The sequence below is a fragment of the Pseudomonas sp. TYF_14 genome, from assembly GCF_043105275.1.
GTDB classification, from domain to species: Bacteria; Pseudomonadota; Gammaproteobacteria; order Pseudomonadales; family Pseudomonadaceae; genus Aquipseudomonas; species Aquipseudomonas alloputida.
In genome coordinates, this window is sequence record NZ_JBICLK010000009.1 from 100,461 (window position 1) to 117,390 (window position 16,930).

The window sequence follows — 16,930 nt, forward strand, 5'->3', positions numbered from 1 at the left end:
TCAACCTTCAGCCATACAACAACCGCTCCGCCAACATCTGCGCCACCCTTGCCGGCGAACGCTTCTCCGCCTGCGCATGGCCAAACACTTCGGTCAGCCGTGAAGGGATCCGCGCCAGGTGCGCAGTAATGGTGCGCTGGTCTTCGCCACGGTGGGTGAGTGCCACATAGATCAGCCCACCGGCATTGATCACGTAGTCAGGTGCATACAATATGCCGCGCGACTCCAGCTGGTCTGCCACCTGCAAGGTAGTCAGCTGGTTGTTGGCCGCCCCCGCCACTGCCGCACAACGCAGTTGCATCACGCTCTGCCCGTTCAGTACCGGGCCCACGCCGCAGGGTGCAAAGATATCGCAAGGGGTACTGATCAACGCATCGTTGGTCACCGGTTTGGCATCGAACTGCTCCATCGCCAGCCGCACCCGCCCCGGGTCCAAGTCGCTGACCAGCAGCTCCGCGCCCACCGCATGCAATTGCTCCGCCAGGGCATAACCAACATTGCCCAACCCCTGGACCGCTACCCGCAAGCCTCTCAGGTCATCGCTGCCCAGCCGGAACGAGGTTGTGGCACGTATGCCCGCGAACACCCCCATCGCCGCATGTGGCGATGGGTCGCCCGATGCAGTGGTGCTGGTCACGTAGGGCGTGCTGTGGGCAATGCAGTCCATGTCCAAGGTCGAGGTGCCACTGTCCACGGCGATGATGAAGCGCCCATGCAAGGTATCGATGAAGCGGCCAAAGGCCTCGAACAGCGCTGCGCGGTTTTCCACATGCGGGTTGCGCATGATTACCGCCTTGCCACCCCCCATCGGCAAGCCGGCCAGTGCTGCCTTGTAGCTCATGCCCTGGGCTAGGCGAATCGCGTCGGTCATGGCGCTTTCGTCATCGGCGTAAGGCAGGTAGCGGCACCCCCCCATGGCCGGGCCCAAATGCTCACTGTGGATTGCCACAACGGCTTTCAGGCCCGTAGGCGGGTCATTGAACAGGTGCAGTGACTGGGTACGGGTGCTTTGCATCAGCGCGAACATCGACCGGCTCCCCTACGAGGTGCTCCTTCCAGTATAGGCACGGCCTCAGCCTCGACGCCGCCGCCGGACCACTGGACGAAACCACGCGCCACGGCTAATACTCAAACGTGTGTGGAGATACCCCATGAAGCCACGTCAAGCCTGCCTGGCCTGCCTGGAACGCGAGCCTGTCGACCTGCTGGAAGCCGCATTGTGGATTGCCGCCGAGCACGACCCTGGTGTCGAGCCCGCGGCCAGCCTTGCTGCGCTGCACGACCTGCAGCGCGAGATAAGCGCCAACCTGCCGATGCTTCCACTAAGCGAACTGGCCCAGCCACTGCTGCGCCAGCTGAATGCGCTGGGCTTTCAGCAGGATGAATATCACCCCTTGCGCCCCCATGCGGCGATGATGGACAAGGTACTGCAGCGCCGCCGCGGCCAACCACTGACCCTGGCCATCCTCGCTTTGGAACTGGCCAGGCGCCTGTCCATACCGCTGGAGGGTGTGGGCTTCCCTGGGCATTTCCTGCTGCGCGTGCCGGGTGCCGACCACCTGCTCGATCCCTGTGGCGGCCGGCGCCTGTATCCCAGCGACTGCCGCGAATTGCTGGCGCGCCAGTTCGGCCCGCACCTGGCGCTGACAGCCGAGCACCTGCGCAGCGCCAGCCCGCTGCAGATGCTGCAACGCCTGTCACGCAACCTGCGCCAACTGCACATCAGTAACGACAACCACCTGGCGGCATTGATCGATTCAGAGCGGATCATGCAGTTGGGCCCGGTGCAGGTGAGCGACTACATGACTCGCGCCTCTCTCTACCATCATCTGGATTGCCCGCAGGCCGAGCGCTTCGACCTGGAGCATGCATTGCTGCTGACGGAAGACCCGGTCCAGCGCCTGAAGCTGTCCGAGCGAATCGGCAAGCTTCCGGCGGCGAACCGTTCACTTCACTGAGCCGGGCTGTCCGGCTGCTGGGCGGGATGGGCCTTGGCGAACGCCGGGTGCGCGGCCGCCAGTGCGGCAACCCGCAGGATGCGCGGGAAGCTGTCGAGGTCGATGTTGAAGCGTTCGGCCGCGTACAACTGCGGGATCAGGTACACATCCGCCAGCCCAGGCGTGTCGCCAAAGCAGAAACCGTGATCGCCAATCAGTTGCTCCACTGCCGCGAGCCCTTGGCTGATCCAGTGGCCGATCCACTGGTTGACCTGCCCCTCATCCTGACCGGCCTGGCGCAGCCGGTTGAGCACACTGACGTTGTGCAGCGGATGAATGTCGCAACCAATGATGGCCGCCACCCCCCGTACCCTGGCCCGTGCCTCGGCGGTGGCCGGCAGCAACGCAGGCTGTGGATAAACCTCTTCCAGGTACTCGATGATCGCCGGCGACTGCACCAGCACCTCACCACCGTCGGTGCGCAAGGCCGGTACGCGGCCCTGCGGGTTGACGGCTACATAGCCCTCGCCACGCTGCTCACCCTGCAGCAGGTTGACCGGCAGGGACTGGTAAGCCAGCCCCTTCAGTGCCAGGGCAATGCGCACCCGGTAGGACGAGGTGGAACGGTAATAGGTGTACAGCTCCATACCCCTGCCTCCTCAGTTGGCTGCGATGACCGTGCCGCGGCACTCACCGAAACCGATGCTGGCCACGCCGTCACGTGTGCAGCGGGCACGCAGGATGATTTCGTCGCCGTCTTCGAGGAATTTGCGCACCTCGCCGCTGGCCAGCTCGACCGGCAGTTTGCCGCCTTCGGTGATCTCCAGCAGGCTACCGAACGATCCCGGCGTGGCGCCCGACAGCGTGCCCGACCCGAACAGGTCACCTGGCTGCAGCTGGCAGCCGTTGACACTGTGGTGCGCCACCAGCTGCGCCACGGTCCAGTACATGCTGCGGGTGTTGCTCAGGGTCAGGCGGTGCGGGGCAATGCCCTGCTCACGCATGCGCTCGGTCAGCAGCAGCACTTCGAGTTCGATATCGAATGCACCGCTGGCCTGGTCGCGCTTGTCCAGCAGGTACGAAAGCGGCTGCGGGTCACCTTCGGGACGAGCCGGCTGGGCACAGCGGAACGGCTCCAACGCTTCGGCGGTAACCACCCAGGGCGAAATGGTGGTGATGAAGCTCTTGGACAGGAACGGCCCCAGTGGCTGGTATTCCCAGGCCTGGATATCGCGCGCCGACCAATCGTTGAGCAGGCACAGGCCGGCTACGTGCTCGGCGGCATCGCCTACCGGAATTGCCTGGCCCATGTCATTGCCCTGGCCAATCCAGATACCCAGTTCCAGTTCGTAGTCCAGACGAGCGCAAGGGCCGAAGCTCGGCTCGGTGTGCCCCGCCGGCAGGGTCTGGCCCTTGGGCCGACGCACGTCGGTGCCGGACGGGCGGATGGTGGAGGCGCGGCCGTGATAACCGATCGGCACGTATTTGTAGTTGGGCAGCAGTGGGTTGTCGGGGCGGAACAGTTTGCCCACGTTCTTCGCATGCTCGATACCAACGTAGAAATCGGTGTAGTCACCGATCTGCGCTGGCACGTGCAGCTGGCAGTCGCTGGCCGGGAGCAGCGCCGGCTTCAGGGCTGCCTGGTGTTCGCTGTGCTCGCCCAGCAGCACCTGCAAACGCTCACGCAGGGCTACGCGGGCGTTGCGGCCCAAAGCGAAGAATGCGTTCAGAGCCCCGCCGCGGGTGGCTTCAACGGCGGCCTTGGCCGCCCCGTCGAACAGCCCGGCGGCCAGCACCGCCTCCAGGTCGAGGATCGCGTCGCCGATGGCCACGCCACAGCGCCTGGCTTCACCCGGCCGGCTGAAGATGCCCAATGGCAGGTTCTGCAGGGGGAAGTCGCTGTGCCCGTTGGCGTGCTCGACCCAGCTACGGGCATTGGCAGAGTGGTTCATGGATTATCTCCGGTTCGGGTTGAAGGTGCTCGGCAAAGTCGCCCAGCAACTATCGTAGTCGGCCTGCAATTGCGGGCATTCAAGGGCTTGCAGGCTCGGGCGCAACACTTGGCTGGTCTCGAACATGAAGGCCATGGTGTTGTCGATCTTGTGTGGCGCCAGGTCAGCGGCAATGGCCTTTTCACAGGTTTCGGCGTCGGGGCCATGGGCACTCATCACCCCGTGCAACGAGGCACCACCCGGCAGGAAGCCCTCGGCCTTGGCGTCGTAGGCGCCATTGATCAGGCCCATGAACTCGTTCATCAGGTTGCGGTGGAACCATGGCGGACGGAAGGTGTTCTCGGCCACCATCCAGCGTGGCGGGAAAATCACGAAGTCCATGTTGGCCATGCCATGCACGCTGGTTGGCGAGGTGAGCACGGTGAAGATCGAGGGGTCCGGGTGGTCGAAGCTGACCGTGCCGATGGTGTTGAAGCGGCGCAGGTCATACTTGTACGGCACGTTGCTGCCATGCCAGGCCACAACGTCCAGTGGCGAGTGCTGCAGCTCGCAGGCCCAGTGCTCACCCAGGAACTTCTGTACCAGTTGCACCGGGCCTTCGGCTTCTTCGTAGTGGGCCACAGGCGTGAGGAAGTCGCGGGGGTTGGCCAGGCCGTTGCTGCCGATCGGGCCCAGGTCCGGCAGACGCAGCGGCGCACCGTGGTTTTCCGCGATGTAGCCACGGGCCTGGCCGTCGAGCAGTTCGACGCGGAACTTCATGCCACGTGGGATCACCGCAATTTCCAACGGTTCGACCTCCATCACGCCCAGCTCGGTGGCGATACGCAGGCGGCCCTGTTCCGGCACCAGTAGCAGCTCACCGTCTGCGTTGAAGAACACCCGTTCCATGGACCGGTTGGCGCGGTAGATGTAGATGCTCACGCCAGCCGGTTTTTCCGCTCCGGCGTTGGCAGCCATGGGCAGCCAACCTTCGATGAAATCGGTCGGTTCAGCAGGAATCGGCTGCGGGCTCCAGCGCAGGCGGTTGGGGTTGATGCCACCCAGTGGCCCGCCGAGCGGCTGGCGCGCCAGGCGCTCGAAGCGTGGGTGCAAGGCAGAAGGGCGAATGCGGTACAGCCAGGTACGGCGCAGCTCGCTGCGGGCCATGGTGAACGCCGTGCCCGACAGCAGCTCGGCATACAGGCCATACGGGGCCTTCTGCGGGGAGTTCTGCCCAACAGGCAGCGCCCCGGGCAATGCTTCGCTGGCGAATTCGTTGCCGAAGCCACTCAGGTAGTGAAGGTCGGGCGACGTGTCGCGGTTCATCGATGCCTCCGGATTTTGTTTTTATCGTAATCAGATTACGAATAACGTAATTTGCTCCGCTCAAGGCGTCAAGCTATAAAGGCGACACGATAAATCCGGAACCTCCCCTCCCATGGCCAAAGCCAGCTCCCCCACCGACACCGGCAAGCAGAAGGTCCGCTCGGCGGAAGTCGGCACCGACATCCTCAAGGCCCTCGCAGAACTCTCACCCTCGACGTCACTATCACGCCTGGCCGAGCACGTGCAGATGCCTGCGAGCAAAGTGCATCGCTACCTGCAGGCGCTGATTGCCAGTGGTTTTGCCGAACAGGATGCGGCCACCAACCATTACGGGCTGGGGCGCGAGGCATTGCGGGTGGGGCTGGCGGCGCTGGGCAGCATCGATGTGCTGAAGGTGGCGGCGATGCCGTTGTCGCAGTTGCGAGATGAGCTCAACGAAAGCTGCTTCATCGCCGTGTGGGGCAACCAGGGGGCCACGGTGGTAAGCATCGAACCTGCCGTGCGCGCGGTCACCGTGGTGACCCAGATCGGTTCGGTGCTGCCGTTGCTCAGTTCGTCCACCGGGCTGGTATTCGCCGCCTACCTGCCCGAGCGAGAAACCCAGGAGCTGCGCGACAGGGAACTGGCCGCTTTGCAACAAACCGCCAGTGACTATCACACACTGCTGGCCGGCATCCGCGAAAAGGGCCTGCACCATGTGCATGGCCTGCTGATGCCGGGGGTGGATGCGCTGTCGGCGCCGGTATTCAACGCCATGGGGCAGATCGCCGCGGTGATGACCGTGGTCGGGCCGACGTCGATCTTCCATGCCGATGAACATGGGCCGGCGGCGCAGAGCCTGCTCACGGCCGCACGAACCGTGAGCTGGCGCATGGGTTACGCGGGCAACCCACACTGCGCTTCGACGTCTAGCGTTTCCTCCTCGACGAGCCAGAGCAGTTCCTGAGAGAAGCCGTCATAAAGGGCGGGCGCCACCTCACTCACCAGATCCCCGTAGTCATCGCATAGCCGCCCGATCACACGCGAGAATGCCGTGGGCTGCGACACCTCTGCCCGGGAAAGCACGGTGATGTATTTCTGTGCGGCACCGAACAGCCGCACCAAGACCCCCGTGGAAGCCACCGTTCCTGCAACCCCCGCCGCGAACGACAGCAAGGCGGCGGAACGGTCGCCATCGCTCCACGCGATGGCCCCGGTGATGAAGGACCTGGCCGCACAGAACAGCCCGACGGCCATGGCCGCCGGCGGAAACGGCACGGTGAGGATGCCGGCCAGTACGATCCCCCACTCCACCACCACGGACGAAATACGCTCGGCAGCGTCGGCGCTGTCTTCAGCGGCTTCGTTGATCATCCGCCTGATACGTTTCTCCAGGTCCTGGACAGGATCCCCGATACGCCCGGTCTCCCCTATCGGCGGCCGCACGCCCCTGCCTCGGGCGACGGCATCCAGCACCACCCCAATGCCATCGCCGGCGCGCAGTTGCTCTTCGATCAATGCGTTCAAGCGCGACTGGCTCGATAACGGCACGCGGTCTTGGCAATAACCTGCCAAGTCGTGCTCACGCCAAGTCCTTGCCAGCTCGCTGAGGGTCCGCAGCGTGGGGCCTTGCTCGATTTCTGGCAGATAGACCAAGGGCTCAAGCTCGCGGTCACGAGCATGCTTCAGCAGGTAGGCACCTTGAACGGGGCAATCGTCCATCCACAACGGATAAAGGTTGCACGCCGCGTCGATCAAGGTCCCCGAAAAGCTGTCGCTCACCGACTCCAGCCACTGCGCATGGCGGCCCGACAAGCTTCCCTGAAGTTTCTCGCTGAGCACGGCACGCCTGATCTTCAAAGCAAAGAGCGTGCGATAACACTGCCTGAGCCTTTCATATTCCGGCCTAGAGCGGTCGAGTAACTGCGCTTTCACTTCTTCGATGTACTTGTTGCCCAGGTCGGCAGCACGAATGTAGCTCCCTAGCAGCGCCGGGCTCAGGTGCGAGATATCCTGGCCGATAGCCGAGGTGATGCGGGCAAAGTCGGAGAAATTGTAATACGTGGGATAACCTTTGATGACAGTCTGTGTCAGTGTGCGAATGGCATCCTCTTCCAGCGTTATCAATACCTGATCCGGGTTGATTGGGCCGCCGCGATTGCCCGGGTATGAATTGATCTTTTCCGTCACCTGTCGATGGGCGAAGGTGCGAAAGCTCGGCACCTTCATCAGCGACTGATACCTGGCCTGCGCCAGCTTGAGCAGTTGGTCGATATCAACCAGTGCCTGCTGCTCGGTACGACTGGCCTTGATGAACCAGCTTGGCGTGGTGGCCTGTTGATCCTCGATCAGGGCAAGGATCTTGCGCTTGGCCAGAGCTTTGAGCACATCCGGCCACTGCTGCGACTTGATCGGCGCGAGCGTCACGCTGTGCATGGACCAGTCAGTGGGTAGCAGCTCGACCTTGCGCAAATGGCGCTTGAGCGAATCATGCTGGGCCCGCGAGCATTGCCCCAGCAGGTATTCACTGCCTACCGGCCACAAGGTCCAGCTACCGATTTCGAGCGCCATTTTTTCGAGTGAGTCGAAAAGATGAAAATCGCCTCCCGGCGCCCCAGGGGCATAGAGCAGGTACTGATCGTCCTGCACCAGGCACAGCAGATCCTTCAAGGGCGTTTGCGCACCATTGAGGCAAACCAGACCGGCGCTGATGACATTGGCCTGCATTTTCCCCAGGCGTGCGTGGTGCAACAGATCGAACGCCGCCGGGTGAAAACCCTGATGACGAGCGGCCTGATTGGCCAGCGCCAGCCGTGCATCAAGCACCTCACACAGTGCGGCCATGGTCAAAGTGTCGTCATAGAGCGTACGGATCTGCTTGACGTAGTTCACGCGCAAATCCAGTTTTTCGATCACGCTCTGGATAGAGGTACTCCCCAACAAGGAACGGTGCCGCTCACCCAGGACTTCGACCTTGAGCTGGCCCCCGCTGTAGCCACCACTCAGCGCCCAATCGAGCAGGGTGTGTTTCATCGCCTGTTCAGGGTCATCGACGTGACTGACACGCAGTCGTACCTGCTCGGGGTCGATATCCAGGCCAAGGGCTTGCTGGACCTGTTTCTTGGCGAAGCTGCGCAGGTCGCGCCATTGCGCCAGACGCTCGGTGCAACGCTTCTCCTTCACCTGCAGGTCATCTTCCAGCTGTCGATAGGCTTGCAGTTCCTCGCCCTGCATGAACCGCCGCCATTCGGGCAGCAGGCTGGTGCGGTACGCTCGCACATGCCGCGTCGCACGTTTCTGCAGCGTAGCCACCAGAGGCTCAAGCCGAGCCGCACTGTCGAGCTGGGCCAGACGCCGGGCGTCATCGACCTTGACCCGCAGGCTGCGCCGGGTGGCTTCAAGCTGGATAGCCTGCAGATCACGGATGAAATACCTGTGAAGTGGCACCTGCAGCGGCACGAAATCGAGTGTCAAACTCTCCGTAGACAACGCCGCCCGCTCTTGCGAAGACAACAGCCAACGCAACGGGCTGCCTTCAGCAAAGGCAGGGGCGAGTTCACGGGCTGCGCGCGCGCGTTCAGTGTCGAACCAGCAACCGCTGGCCAGGCTGTAGATCAGAAAATCCGCAGGTGCGTCCGGGTTCTGTTCGAGGTCATGACGGCTGGCGACGACACCCGGCAAACGAAAACGCAAATCTCCGGCAACCAGGTACACCTCATGCTTGTTTGCGTCCCCGTCCTGTTCGAGGGCCTCGATACCGGCTTCCCAGGCCTTGAACGTAAGGGCCTTGAGGCGCGTTTCGGCAAACATCAGCTGGATCAAACGGGACGCCAAAGTAAGTGGTTTCAAACTTAATCTGGACTGTTGCTCCCACCACTGGCCAAGCACCGCCTGCCTTTGCGGCACAAGCGACTCGACAACCGCCAACGGTAAACGCTTCTGCTCGGTGAACTGTTGTCGATGCGCCTCCGGTATCAGGCTGCCCAGTTGCGCAACCGTAGCCATCAGTTGTTGCAGCTCCTGGGCGTGAGCCATCATGGCCTTCACCTGTTCTTTCACAGAGCGTGGATCTGGGCACCCCTCACCGAGATTGGGGGTGCCAAAATTGAAATCGAAAGACATGAACTGTGCTCCAAAATTACCGAAGCAGCAGAGTGAACGGATGATAAAGGCAATAGCGCAGGGAAGCTTACCCAGCACTTGGCACTGTTGCCTGATACGTAACGGTGAATGTCGACAGAAGCTATTTTTCCTGACGGATCAAGCGCTTATTCTTGACTCACTGGCCGGCTTGAAGGGCTCTCCCCCCCGCCTTTCAAGCCTGCCAGGTTCACCGACGTAGATTTTGAAGCTCCTTGATCTGACGTCTCGATTGGCCGCTGCGGCTTGCAGCGGCCTTTTTTTTGGCGTCTGAACATGCACCCTGGCTGCCAGGTGGCCGACGCCGAAGCCTCGTCATGACCACGCCACTTTCGGCGGGTAGAAGCTCAGCGGCTGCTCACGAAAGGCCAGGTAGTGGCGCAGCACCTGCACCGGCGCCTCAGTATGCGGGTAATGGCCAATGCCCAGTAACTGCACGGTGTCCGGCTCCGGCACCAGTTGCCGGTAGCGCTCAAGCATGTGCGCGCCGGAAAGCGGGTCGACCACGCCATTGATCAAGCGCAGCGGCACGCCTTTACGTTGCATCGCCCCGACCCAGCGTTCGCGGTGCAACCTGCGCTCCGGCATGTAGCCCACCAGCTTGTGCAGGATGCGCGTGCCCCGGTTGGCAGCGATCAGGCTCCAGAAATCATCCAGCGCGCTTTCACTGGGATGGGTGCAGGGGCCGTACACCTGCATCACATTACGCACCAGGTCGTCACGCCCGAACGAGCGCCCGACCAGCCAGCCAAAGCGGCTGAGCAGCAGCTTCTGGATCAGTAGCATGCGGCAGCTTTCGGGGAACAGCCCGCTGTTGAGAAACACGCAACTGGCGATGTCGGCACGCTGCTCATGGTGTCGCGCCAGCAGTTCCTGAGCCACGCTGCCGCCGTAGTCGTGGGCCAGCAGGTGCACGGGCTGCGCGACCTGCAGATGGACAAGCAATGCCTGCTGCAGGTCTGCCTGCTCCATCAGGCTGTAAGTGTGATCGACGGGCTTGTCCGAATCACCAAAGCCGAGCATGTCGCAAGCGATCACCCGGAAACGTTGGCTCAGAGGGCCCCACAGGTAGTGCCAGTCCCAACTGGCGGTGGGGAAACCGTGTAACAGAAGCAGAGGCTCTCCTTGCCCTGCGGTCCAGTAGCGGATGCTCTGGCCCCGGAACATGAAACTCTGTGCCCGGGTACGCCAGACGCACAATGGAATCTCGGCCATAGGCATCAGATGGGTCCCGGTGTAGTGGTATTGGCGGAATAGGGCAAGGCTGCGGTCATTGCATGTCACCTCGGCACTTACATGTGCTCTCTATGTCGAGGCAAAGTCTAGCCAGCAGCCCATTGGCTGGAACTTGCGTTGCCAGCCAGCTTGATGACTGAGCGAGTCAGTGGCACGAACGGTCAGAGCAGCAAGGCCAACAAAGGCGCCGCGAACAGGTTAAGCAGCCCGGTCAGGACCATCACCAGGCCGGCCACCGAGCCTTCCTCACGGCCCACTTCCTGCGCCCGGCTGACCCCGGCACCATGCGCGCCAACACCGAACAGCGCCCCCCGTGCCAACGGCGTACGCAGCGGCAACCAACGCAACAGCACACCGCCGAACATGGCACCGAGCACGCCGGTGAACATCACGAACACCGCGGTCAGTTCTGGCACTCCACCTAGGTCATGGGCCAGGGGCATGGCAAATGGCGTGGTGATCGAACGCGGCACCAGCGACAGGCTGGTTGCGCTGTCCAGCGCCAACAGGTGCGCCAGCCCCCAGGAGCTGGCGATCGAGGCACTGCTGCCGGCGACCATGCCCACCATCAGGGCCGGCCAATGACGCGCCAGCATGGCCCGCTGCTGCCAGATCGGCACCGCGAAGGCGACAGTCACCGGGCCGAGCACGCCCATCAACCAGTGGGTGTTGCGCGCATACTCGGCATAGGCCGTATGCAGCGGCACGGCCACAGCCAGCAGCAACACCGGCACCAGGATCAACGGCGACAGCAGGTAGCGCTGGCTACGCCGATACAACCAACGGCTGCCCAGGTAAGCCAGCAAGGTCAAGGCCAACCAGAACAGCGGCATGGGTTCAAGGCTCACGACGCAGCCTCCAGCGGCACACCATCTCAACGGTCATGGCGGTCACTATCATCACTATCAGCGTGCTCACGGCGATCACCAGCAAGATGCGCCAGCCCTCTTCACGGATCAATGCGCCATAGTCGAGCAGGCTCATCAGCGCCGGGATGAAGAACAGCAGCATCTCAGCCATCAGCCAGCCGGCCCCCAATTGCAGCATGGCCGGTTTGAGCACACCCGAAGCGAACAGTATCAACAGCAGTGCCAGGCCCATCACACCACCGGGGATCGGCCAGCCCAGCCAACTGGCAATCTGGCCACCAAGCAGGAACAGCGCACAGAGAACCGCCAGCTCGACAAGCAGGCGCAGGGCTTTTTTCAATAATGCAGGTTTCATGGCGGGGTTCCTCGACAGGCCCTCATTTTAAGATTTGGCTGCCTAGGCCAGAAGCGAATTGTTAGACTGCTCACCATTCCAAAATGGAATCCGAAGTATGGAATTCAAACAACTGCGCAGCTTCATCGAAGTGGTGCACCGCGGCGGTTTTACCCAGGCGGCACAGACCCTGCACATCAGCCAGTCGGCCGTGAGCAAGCAGGTGGCCCAGCTTGAGCAAGATGTGGGCCAGCCGCTGCTGGAGCGCCAGGCGTCACACCTGCACTTGACCGCTGCCGGGCGCATCGTGCTGGAGCGTGGCGAAGCCCTGCTGCGCCAGCGCCAGGCGCTGCTCAACGAGCTGGACGATCTCAGCCAGATGGAGCGTGGCGAACTACGCCTGGGCTTGCCGATGCTTGGCAGCGACACGCTGTTCGCCGGCTTGTTCGCCGAGTACCGGCGGCGCCATCCGAACATCGCCATCCAGCTGCTCGAAGGCGGCAGCCGCAGCGTCGAACAGGCCGTCAGAAGTGGCGAACTGGAACTGGGCGGCTGTTTGACGCCCACCGACGAGGCATTCGACTACCAGCCCTTCTGCAACGAACCGCTGGATGCCTTGCTGCCGGCTGGCCATGCTCTGGCGGGCCTGGACGCCGTGGGCCTGGGGCAACTGGCCGATACACCGTTCCTGCTGTACCAGCGCAGTTTCGTGCTCAACGACCGGCTGCTGAAGGCGAGCCAGCAGCAGGGCTTCACCCCCAAGGAAGGCGGGCGCAGCGGCCAGGCGGATTTTTTGGCGGCGCTGGTGGCGGCGGGCCAGGGCGTGGTGATGCTGCCCCGGGTGGTGGCAAAAGTGCTGGAGCGCCCCGGGGTGGTGCGTGTGCCGTTGCATGCGCAGGAGGATTTGCGTTGGGATATCGCGTTTATCTGGCGGCGTGGCGCCTACCTGTCACGAGCGGCGCAGGCGTGGTTGGCCTTGTTGCGCGAGCCCCACGGCTAACACGCCTGCACAGGTGCCGGGTCAGGCGTTCAGTGCGCTCGCCAACTCAGCCAGCCAAGGCTCGGCATCCGCCTCCGGGGTCACCGTCTCGCTCGCATCCAGGCGCAGCATTGGCTGCACTTCGCGCACGCCCAGTTCGGCGAACAGCTCACGCATCTGCTCGCCACCCCCGCAATAGGTATCGCCGTAGCTGGAGTCGCCCAAGGCGATCACCGCGCCAGGCAGGCCGCGCCAGGCCGCAGGCAGTGTGTCACGAAGGGTGCTGTACAGCGGCATGAGGTTGTCCGGCAACTCACCCATGCCGGTGGTAGAGGTCACGGCCAGCAAGGCGTCGGGGGCAAAGCCCTGAAGATCCTGAAGGGTGGCACGCGCAGCATGCCAGGCCTCGAACCCCGCCGCCTTGAGCAGCGATTCAGCATGACGGGCGACTTCTTCGGCGGTGCCATAGACCGAGCCGGAAATAATGGCGACTTTCATCGGGTAGAGGATTCCGAAACTGAGTGAAAACGTAGGATACTAGCATTCAACGCTGGCAAAAGGCCGCCGTTACCCACGTCGCCATCTTCCGTTTTTCTTTACCAATGGCCCGGACATGATCAACGCGCAATTGCTGCAATCGATGGTCGATGCGTCCAATGACGGCATCGTGGTTGCCGAAAAGGAAGGCGACGACACCATCCTGATCTACGTGAACGCCGCTTTCGAATACCTCACTGGCTACAGCCGTGACGAGATTCTCTACCAGGATTGCCGGTTCCTGCAGGGTGACGACCGTGACCAGCTTGGCCGCGCACGCATCCGCAAGGCCATGGCCGAAGGCCGCCCATGCCGCGAAGTGCTGCGCAACTATCGCAAGGACGGCAGCGCCTTCTGGAACGAGCTGTCGATCACGCCGGTGAAGAGCGACTTCGACCAGCGCACCTACTTCATCGGCATCCAGAAGGACGTCAGCCGCCAGGTCGAACTGGAACGGGAGCTGGCAGAACTGCGCGCTCGTCCGAAACCCGACGAACGCGCCTGAACCAAGTCCGCCACGCACGGTCAATTCCGTTGAAGAAATCGCCACCACCGAGTTCGATCATGCAAGCAGACGCGCTCCTGACCCAGGACGAGCTGGATTTCATACAGAACATGCAGCATTCGCCGCAACTGAACCTGGCTGACACCATGTCGAGCCTGCTGGTCAATGGCGACCGCCGCATACAAAGCTTGCTCACCCGGTTGGTGGCTAATGAGCAGGTGACCTTGCAGGCCCAGTTCAACAACCAGCAGATCAGTTTTCCCCTGCAGCTGGTAGAGGACGAGTTCCACGCCCTGCACCTGCAGCTGGGCTCACCGGAAATCTACGAAGACGGCCCCATGCTGCGCCCATGGCGCTTGTCGCTGGACCAGCCGAGCGCACTGCTCGATGCCCATGACGAGGCAAGTGGCCTGTGGGTGCGCGAGATTTCCTTCAAAGGCGTGCTGCTGGAAGTCCGTGATTTGCCAACAGCCCCTACCCGCTTCGAGCTGCGCTTCGCCCCCGGCGGCATCACCCCGATCGAACTGCATGGTGTGTTGGGCCGGCGCATCGGCACGGACCTGGCTGCCTACGACCTCGGCCAAAGCCCAGCCGAAGAAATCGAACGCCTGCGCGACTACATCCTCCAGGCCCACCGCCACGCCCACCCCGAACTGCACACTCAAGTATCGAGCTGACGGGCCAGAAACTGCCGCAAGCGCTGGCGCATCACACTGCCCTGCGCGCCCAGGCAGGCTACAGGGCTGCCAACCAGGCTGTCCTGTACCGCTTCCGCTGCTTCACCAGCCAGTAACAACGGGCATTCCAGCATCGACGCCAGGCGCTTGAAGTGCCTGGCGAGTTCTGCTGTGGGCGACTGATGGGAAAACAGCACCAGGGCGTCCGGCTTCAGCCGTTCGCAGACCAGCGCAAGCTCCTGCAGCGGCTGCCCGTTCGCCAGCGGGATCACGCGTGTTTCGTCGCTGCCCAGGATCAGGCTGGTTACCAGCAACTCAAGCTCATGGCACTGCCCCGGCAATGGCGCCAATAGCACGGTGCGGCTACACGGCACACGGGCCAGCTGCAAGCGGGCGAAAACCCGACCGCGCAGGAACTGGTCATAGAACAGCCATTCGCTGGCCTGCCCATAGCCGCCTTGCCGAACGACCATGTCATGCCAAACCGGCATGAACACATCGGCGAAAACCTGGTCCAGGGTGCTGGCCGCGAACACCTCGTCATAGAGGCGATTCAGGCTCGCCACATCGAAGTGCTGTACCGCCAGGCGAATCTGGTTTTGCCAGCGCAGGCAGGCGTCCACCGCGCCGCCAGCCTGCCCGGAGAGCGCATTGTCGCGAGCGAGAATGCTGCTCACCTTGCTGACCGCCACGCCGCGCTCCAGCCACCCGAGGATACGGCGGATTTCATCGATATCAGCCAGGGAATACAGGCGGTGACCACTGTCGGTACGGATGGGCTGTATCAGCCCATAACGGCGTTCCCAGGCGCGAAGGGTCACGGCGTTGACACCGGTCAAGCGTGACACTTCACGAATCGGAAACAGCTCCTGCTGCTCGAAACTCGCATCGATCACCGGTTTACGTCCCTGCTCGTTCATCTGCACGAAGTACCCTGAGTGCGTAAAAACTGTGCACATAGCTTACTACGACTGTGTCGGTCTGTTGGACCCACCGTTTGCCAGCTGATAGTTGCCGAGGAACGCAACTTCGCGATAATGCGTGCCCGATTCTTGCATGCACGACTGCGTTGCCCACCACCCCGGGCCACACAGCCAAAGGGCCAGCTACCCGCCAGCCCCGTTGCCAGGAGATACACAATGTCTACCCCACCCGTCACCCTCATGGTGTCGCGTCGCGCCGCCCATGGCCGCTACCAGGACCTGCTGGCCTGGCTGCACGAAGGCGAACAGCTGGCCACCGACTTCCCTGGCTACCTCGGCTCGGGCATCCTTGCCCCGCCCCGGGATGGCGACGAATTTCAGATCATCTTCCGCTTCAGCGACGAGCCGACGCTGCATGCCTGGGAGCACTCCGCCTCTCGCCGCGCATGGTTACAACGCGGCAACGGCCTGTTCGAACGCCCCAAAGAGGCGCGCGTAAGCGGTATCGACGACTGGTTCGGCACCAACACGGTGCAGAAACCGCCACGCTGGAAGCAGGCCGTGGCCATCTGGCTGGCGTTTTTCCCAGTTTCGCTGGCCTTCAACCTGCTGTTCGGCCATTGGTTGACGGCACTCGACCTCGTGCCTCGGGTACTGCTCAGCACCCTGGCCCTGACGCCGGTGATGGTGTACCTGTTCATCCCGCTGTCCACCCGCCTGCTGGCCAGTTGGCTGCATGCCTCCCCGGCCACTGCCGGCGCCTTGCGCAGCCGCTGAGGCCAGGCCATACAACAGGGAAACAGTTCGGGTATGCTGGGTGGCAACCAAAGGACAGACAAGTTGACCACCCCGAACATGAACAGCCCCATTCTCGTTACCGGAGCCAGCCAGCGCGTCGGGCTGGCCCTGGCCCTCGAACTGGCACAGGCCGGCCATACGGTGGTCAGTGCCAGCCGCAGCATCCAGCCGCAGGCAGCCCACCCCAACATCGTGCAGTTTCAGGCCGACCTGTGCCAGGCGGGCGACCGCCAGGCGCTGATCGATCACCTGCACGATCGTTATGACGGACTACGCGCCATCATCCACAACGCCTCGCTATGGCTCGACGACGGCCTCGACAACCTCGAGACCATGTTCCGCCTGCACGTCGAAGCGCCCTACCACCTCAACCTGGCCCTGGGCGACCTGCTGGCCAGGGTGGAAAAGGCCGACATCATCCACATCTGCGACGAAACCTCCTCGCGCGGCAGTAAAAGCCACATCGGCTACGCCGCCACCAAGGCCGCGCTGCAGAACATGGTGCTGTCATTCGCCGAAAAATATGCGCCCAAGGTGCGTGTGAACGGTATCCTGCCCGGGCTGCTGATCCTCAAGGAAGGGGGTGACGACGCCTACCGCCAGCAAACCCTGAAAAAGGCCCTGCTGGAGTTCGAACCCGGCGCCGGCCCGCTGATCGAGACCGTCAAGTACCTGCTCGCCAGCCAGTACAGCACCGGCAGCCAGGTGGTCATCAACGGTGGCCGCCACCTGAAGAACCGCATGACTTGAGAGAAGACC

Annotated in this window: 17 protein-coding genes; 7 read left to right on the forward strand and 10 right to left on the reverse strand. The window is 62.8% G+C overall.

Annotation, left to right across the window (positions count from 1 at the left end):
* Positions 1 to 7: 7 nt before the first annotated feature.
* On the reverse strand, positions 8 to 1,027 hold the full coding sequence (locus tag ACF8O8_RS03545) for a Glu/Leu/Phe/Val dehydrogenase dimerization domain-containing protein (protein ID WP_010955279.1): 1,020 nt from the start codon (positions 1,025 to 1,027) through the stop codon (positions 8 to 10).
* Positions 1,028 to 1,151: 124 nt separating this feature from the next.
* Here ACF8O8_RS03545 and ACF8O8_RS03550 point away from each other — a divergent pair, with 124 nt between their 5' ends.
* Positions 1,152 to 1,958 carry a SirB1 family protein gene (locus ACF8O8_RS03550; protein WP_392509254.1) on the forward strand — a complete coding sequence of 269 codons (807 nt, stop codon included), beginning with the start codon at positions 1,152 to 1,154 and terminating at the stop codon, positions 1,956 to 1,958.
* On the opposite strand, the gene maiA is transcribed toward ACF8O8_RS03550, so the two are convergent.
* The 3 genes from maiA to hmgA are packed head-to-tail and all read right to left on the reverse strand — an operon-like array spanning position 1,952 to position 5,194.
* On the reverse strand, positions 1,952 to 2,584 hold the full coding sequence (gene maiA / locus ACF8O8_RS03555; protein ID WP_010955281.1) for a maleylacetoacetate isomerase: 633 nt from the start codon (positions 2,582 to 2,584) through the stop codon (positions 1,952 to 1,954). The two genes, ACF8O8_RS03550 and maiA, sit on opposite strands and share 7 nt — an antisense overlap.
* A gap of 12 nt (positions 2,585 to 2,596) precedes the next feature.
* Positions 2,597 to 3,889, reverse strand: a complete 1,293-nt coding sequence (gene fahA / locus ACF8O8_RS03560) for a fumarylacetoacetase (RefSeq protein ID WP_019436968.1) — start codon at positions 3,887 to 3,889, stop codon at positions 2,597 to 2,599.
* 3 nt (positions 3,890 to 3,892) lie between these two features.
* Positions 3,893 to 5,194, reverse strand: a complete 1,302-nt coding sequence (gene hmgA, locus ACF8O8_RS03565) for a homogentisate 1,2-dioxygenase (RefSeq protein WP_010955283.1) — start codon at positions 5,192 to 5,194, stop codon at positions 3,893 to 3,895.
* 112 nt (positions 5,195 to 5,306) lie between these two features.
* On the opposite strand from hmgA, the gene ACF8O8_RS03570 reads away from it, so the two are divergent.
* On the forward strand, positions 5,307 to 6,140 hold the full coding sequence (locus ACF8O8_RS03570; RefSeq protein ID WP_010955284.1) for an IclR family transcriptional regulator: 834 nt from the start codon (positions 5,307 to 5,309) through the stop codon (positions 6,138 to 6,140).
* On the opposite strand, the gene ACF8O8_RS03575 is transcribed toward ACF8O8_RS03570, so the two are convergent.
* The 4 genes from ACF8O8_RS03575 to ACF8O8_RS03590 form a co-directional block, all read right to left on the reverse strand.
* Positions 6,071 to 9,295: a hypothetical protein gene (locus ACF8O8_RS03575; RefSeq protein WP_049587069.1), complete on the reverse strand. Its 3,225-nt coding sequence runs from the start codon at positions 9,293 to 9,295 to the stop codon at positions 6,071 to 6,073. The two genes, ACF8O8_RS03570 and ACF8O8_RS03575, sit on opposite strands and share 70 nt — an antisense overlap.
* Before the next feature lie 333 nt (positions 9,296 to 9,628).
* A complete protein-coding gene (locus ACF8O8_RS03580) occupies positions 9,629 to 10,534 on the reverse strand; it encodes an alpha/beta fold hydrolase (RefSeq protein ID WP_049587072.1) in 906 nt (301 codons plus the stop codon).
* A 176-nt stretch (positions 10,535 to 10,710) separates the two neighbouring features.
* On the reverse strand, positions 10,711 to 11,397 hold the full coding sequence (locus ACF8O8_RS03585; protein ID WP_010955287.1) for an LrgB family protein: 687 nt from the start codon (positions 11,395 to 11,397) through the stop codon (positions 10,711 to 10,713).
* Complete coding sequence (locus tag ACF8O8_RS03590; protein ID WP_010955288.1) at positions 11,387 to 11,773, reverse strand: CidA/LrgA family protein; 387 nt, start codon at positions 11,771 to 11,773, stop codon at positions 11,387 to 11,389. Before ACF8O8_RS03590 ends, ACF8O8_RS03585 begins: the two co-directional genes overlap by 11 nt.
* 97 nt (positions 11,774 to 11,870) lie before the next feature.
* Between ACF8O8_RS03590 and ACF8O8_RS03595 the strand changes: the two genes are divergently transcribed.
* Positions 11,871 to 12,752 (forward strand): LysR family transcriptional regulator, encoded by an 882-nt coding sequence (locus tag ACF8O8_RS03595; RefSeq protein ID WP_392509255.1) that lies wholly within the window; start codon positions 11,871 to 11,873, stop codon positions 12,750 to 12,752.
* Between the two features lie 21 nt (positions 12,753 to 12,773).
* On the opposite strand, the gene ACF8O8_RS03600 is transcribed toward ACF8O8_RS03595, so the two are convergent.
* Positions 12,774 to 13,229 carry a flavodoxin gene (locus tag ACF8O8_RS03600; RefSeq protein WP_003251656.1) on the reverse strand — a complete coding sequence of 152 codons (456 nt, stop codon included), beginning with the start codon at positions 13,227 to 13,229 and terminating at the stop codon, positions 12,774 to 12,776.
* Positions 13,230 to 13,344: 115 nt separating this feature from the next.
* Between ACF8O8_RS03600 and ACF8O8_RS03605 the strand changes: the two genes are divergently transcribed.
* Together ACF8O8_RS03605 and ACF8O8_RS03610 are read left to right on the forward strand one after the other, a co-directional pair.
* Positions 13,345 to 13,773, forward strand: a complete 429-nt coding sequence (locus tag ACF8O8_RS03605) for a PAS sensor domain-containing protein (protein ID WP_010955290.1) — start codon at positions 13,345 to 13,347, stop codon at positions 13,771 to 13,773.
* A gap of 59 nt (positions 13,774 to 13,832) precedes the next feature.
* A complete protein-coding gene (locus tag ACF8O8_RS03610; protein WP_049587077.1) occupies positions 13,833 to 14,450 on the forward strand; it encodes a hypothetical protein in 618 nt (205 codons plus the stop codon).
* On the opposite strand, the gene ACF8O8_RS03615 is transcribed toward ACF8O8_RS03610, so the two are convergent.
* Positions 14,435 to 15,370: a MerR family transcriptional regulator gene (locus tag ACF8O8_RS03615; protein ID WP_392509256.1), complete on the reverse strand. Its 936-nt coding sequence runs from the start codon at positions 15,368 to 15,370 to the stop codon at positions 14,435 to 14,437. The genes ACF8O8_RS03610 and ACF8O8_RS03615 overlap by 16 nt on opposite strands.
* Positions 15,371 to 15,589: 219 nt before the next feature.
* Between ACF8O8_RS03615 and ACF8O8_RS03620 the strand changes: the two genes are divergently transcribed.
* On the forward strand, positions 15,590 to 16,150 hold the full coding sequence (locus ACF8O8_RS03620) for an antibiotic biosynthesis monooxygenase (RefSeq protein WP_010955292.1): 561 nt from the start codon (positions 15,590 to 15,592) through the stop codon (positions 16,148 to 16,150).
* Between the two features lie 33 nt (positions 16,151 to 16,183).
* Entirely contained in the window at positions 16,184 to 16,921 is a 738-nt protein-coding gene (folM, locus tag ACF8O8_RS03625) for a dihydromonapterin reductase (RefSeq protein WP_392509257.1), read from the forward strand.
* The last annotated feature ends 9 nt before the right edge of the window (positions 16,922 to 16,930 follow it).